Source organism: Streptomyces radicis, from assembly GCF_003626575.1.
In the GTDB taxonomy this organism is placed as follows: Bacteria; Actinomycetota; Actinomycetes; order Streptomycetales; family Streptomycetaceae; genus Streptomyces; species Streptomyces radicis.
This window is the reverse complement of record NZ_RBDY01000065.1, coordinates 1-3,507: the sequence shown is the minus strand read 5'-3', so window position 1 is coordinate 3,507 and position 3,507 is coordinate 1. Positions and strand designations below refer to the sequence as shown.

Genomic DNA, 3,507 nt, shown 5'->3' with positions numbered 1-3,507 from the left:
CTGATCCGCACGATCCCGCGGAAACCCCTCGGACAACGCCAGAAGCAGACCATCCGCCGACACCACCACCGTGTGCGACACCCCCGGAGTACTGTCCACAAAGCTGGTGATCAACCAGTTCAGGTTCTGCGCCGCCTGGCTCATCGCGCTCACACTAACGCTCCTGATCATCGTTCCGCGTACCGCGGGCTGAGCCGCGGCCTTGCTGTACCCCGCGGTGCAGGCTGCTGAGCCTGCCGCGGACGTCGTGGGGATCCCGGGAGACGGCCGGTCCGCCCGGGGTGGGCTCGGGGGTGGTGGGGTGCTCGGTCAGGTTGGCGCGGGGAACCCTGCGGGGAAGCCCGGACGAGGTCACACCGCCGGTGCGCGCCTCCCTGCGCGGCCCGCCCTCCCGTCGCGGCTCCTCGGGTGGCTCCGCGGCCGGGGGCGGCGTGGGCGGGGGCTGCTGCTCCCCGGGTCGCTGTGCCGGATCCTCCTCGGGGCGCTGCCGATGGCGTTCGCGACGGGGAAGCCCCGCGCTGGTCGTCGAGCGGTACTCCGCGGCGTGCGGATCCGGTCCACTGAAGCCTACGCGCTGTGCGCCGATCCCGGGACCACCACGGGGAGATTCCGTGGTTGGCCGGAACATGTCGAACGCCGGGGGCGCGGCGGGCTGTTCGGGCGCCAGGGGGTACACGACGGGCGCGTCGTAGGAGTCGTACGCCGCGGGCGCGGGCGGCGCGTCGGGGACGGGGCCGTAGCGCGAGTCGTCGAAGCCGAACTCCGCGGCCGAGCGGGCGTCCGTGGGCGGCAGCGGCTGGGGCGCCGCCACGGGCTCGACGGGGGCGTCGGGGACGATCCGGGAGACGGTGAACTCGTCCTCGGGCTCGGGCGTCGGGGCGCCGCCGCCCTGGGTGATCGCCGCGGGGAGCATCACGAGCGAGGTGGTCCCCGCCTGTTCGCCCGAGGGCCGCAGCTGGACGCGTATGCCGTGCCGCTCGGCGAGGCGGCCGACCACGTAGAGGCCCATGCGCCGGGATATCGCCGCGTCGACGGCGGGCGGGTCGGCCAGCCGCTTGTTGATCTCGGCGAAGTCGTCGGGGCTGAGGCCGATGCCCTTGTCGTGGATCTCGATCATGACCCGGCCGTCGGGCAGCAGCGTGCCCATGACCTTGACCTTGGTGTGCGGCGACGAGAACGACGAGGCGTTCTCCAGGAGCTCGGCCAGCAGGTGCACCAGGTCGTTGACGACGGCGCCGTGGATGTCGTTGCCGGGGACGCCCGAGATGTCGATCCTGGCGTACGCCTCGACCTCGGAGGCCGCGGCGCGCATCACGTCGACGAGCGGCACCTCCTGGTTCCAGCGGTGCTGCGGCTCGCGGCCCGCGAGGACCAGGAGGTTCTCGCCGTTGCGGCGCATGCGGGTGGCCAGGTGGTCCAGCTTGAAGAGGTTCTCCAGCTGCTCCGGGTCGGCCTCGTTGTTCTCCAGGTCGCTGATCAGGGCGAGTTGGCGCTCGATGAGGCCCTGGTTGCGGGCGGAGAGGTTGGTGAAGATGGCGTTCACGTTGCCGCGCAGGAGCGCCTGCTCGGCGGCGAGGCGCACGGCCTCCCTGTGCACCTGGTCGAACGCCCGCGCCACCTCGCCGATCTCGTCCTGGCTGCGCACGGGGGTCGGCGCGACGCGGGTGTCCACGTCGCCCGGGTCGGTGCGGGAGAGCTGGTCGACGAGGGCGGGCAGCCGCTGCCCCGCGACCTCGAAGGCGGCGCCGCGCAGGCGTTGCATGTTGCGGCTCATGGAGCGGGCCATGAGCCCGGCCAGGACGAACGCGAGCAGCAGCGCGGCCACCACGACCAGGGCGTTGACGACGATGTCGCGGCGGGCCGACGCGGCGATGTCGCCCGCCTCGGTCACCGTGCGGTCCACCAGCTCCTGCTCGACCGTGCGGTAGGCGTCGAACTCCGCGGTGGCCGCGCGGAACCACGTCTGCTCGGTGAGTCCCTGCTCGCGCAGCTGCTGCGGGGTGGCGCCCGAGGCGATCAGCTGGACCATGTCCTCGAGCGGCGGGGCGTCCGGCGCGTCGGCGGCGACCGCGGTGGCCGCGTCGGTCATGGCGCGCGCGAGCCGTTCGGCGTCCTCGGGGGTGGCCCCCGCGGTGAACTCGGCGAGGGCGATGTTCTCCAGGTAGGCGTAGCTGCCGAACGCGGTGAGCTGCGCCGCGGTCGTCTCCTCGCCAGGCCCTGGCGCGACGAGCAGGTGGGTGCCGATGGCGCGCTGGAGCGAACTGGCCGCCTTGGACAGCGAGATCGCGTAGACGGTGCGGCCGTAGGAGGTGACGTTGTCGGTGCCGAGCCCGATCTCGTTGGTGAGCGACATCAGCGGGTGCTGGACCTCGACATAGCCCTCCTCGGTCTGCACCACGGTCAGCTCGTCGGTGTACGCGCCCCGCCGCAGCCCTTCGAGCTGCGGCTCGACGGCCGCGACCGCCGCGAGCCTGTGGCTCAGGCTCTCGCCCTGCGGCGTGACCTCGACCTGCGCGTGGAACGCCTCGGCGGCCTCGTCCGTGCGCCGGCGCGCGTCCGCGACCTGGGGGCTGTCGGTCTGGCCGCGCAGCAACGGGTCGGCGCTGACGTCGCGTTCGTCGATCAGGGCGTGCGCGTACGCCGAGGAGGTGCGCACCAGCTCGGCCACGGCCTCCGCGTCGTCCGCCTCCTGCCACGTGTCGTACGCGTCCCACACGCGGAAGCCGCCGAGCAGGAGCGCGACCAGCACCGGGGTCAGCAGGATCGCGTAGAGCTTGGTCGCCACCCGCCAGTTGCGGGGGGCGAATCTGGAGCCCGTTGAGGCGGGTGCGCCGTCGTCACCGCTCGGCACGCCGGCGGAGGGGGCTGGCTCCCCCGGGGACGGGGACGTCGCGCTGCTGCGCCTCACTGGGATCTCACCTCTCGGCATCGGCACACGGTCGCTGCTGTATGTCACGACTGCGGAGTTGTGTGGATTCCAGCACGTCGGGAGACGACTTTCCAATCCCCTGGGCGGTCCCGATTCCCGGGCGTGAAGGGCTCGCGAATCGGGGCATTGCGATCGAGCGCGACAAAACACCGGCACCATGTGCGCGGAGTGGAACGAGACGCTCGCCACCGGTGGCGGTGTTGTGAAGGATCTCGCTCGAATTGTTATGACGCTCGGGAGAAGACGTGTTCAACGCCACAGCCGCGATCCGGGCCGAAAGTCCGGGAGTTGCCCCCGACCCTCAGTGCAGGCGGGCCAGCAGCGCGTGCTCGACCAGGGTGATCAACGCGCTCTTCGCCTCGCCCCTCGCCCTGGCGTCGGTCGTGATGATCGGCACATCGGGCCCGATCTGCAACGCCTCGCGCACCTCCTCGGGTGCGTAGGGCTGGTAGCCGTCGAAGCCGTTGAGCGCGATCACGAACGGCAGACCGCTGTTCTCGAAGTAGTCCACCGCCGGAAAACAGTCCGCCAGACGCCGCGTGTCCACCAGCACGACAGCACCGATGGCACCACGGACC

3 protein-coding genes are annotated in these 3,507 nt (G+C 71.9%); all 3 read right to left on the bottom strand.

From position 1 onward, the window contains the following. Window positions 1-144: roadblock/LC7 domain-containing protein (locus D7318_RS32200; protein WP_147437905.1), on the bottom strand; the 144-nt coding region annotated here is incomplete at its 3' end. Between the two features lie 10 nt (window positions 145-154). Beyond that, window positions 155-2,929 (bottom strand): sensor histidine kinase, encoded by a 2,775-nt coding sequence (locus tag D7318_RS32195; protein WP_120700789.1) that lies wholly within the window; start codon window positions 2,927-2,929, stop codon window positions 155-157. 301 nt (window positions 2,930-3,230) lie between these two features. Continuing rightward, the coding region (locus D7318_RS32190) for an ATP/GTP-binding protein (RefSeq protein ID WP_183091717.1) at window positions 3,231-3,507 on the bottom strand (277 nt) is incomplete at its 5' end.

Bases quoted from the DNA above. Each gene is read 5' to 3' on its own strand.
- D7318_RS32195 (WP_120700789.1), bottom strand. From the start codon at position 2,929: ATGCCGAGAGGTGAGATCCCAGTGAGGCGCAGCAGCGCGACGTCCCCG.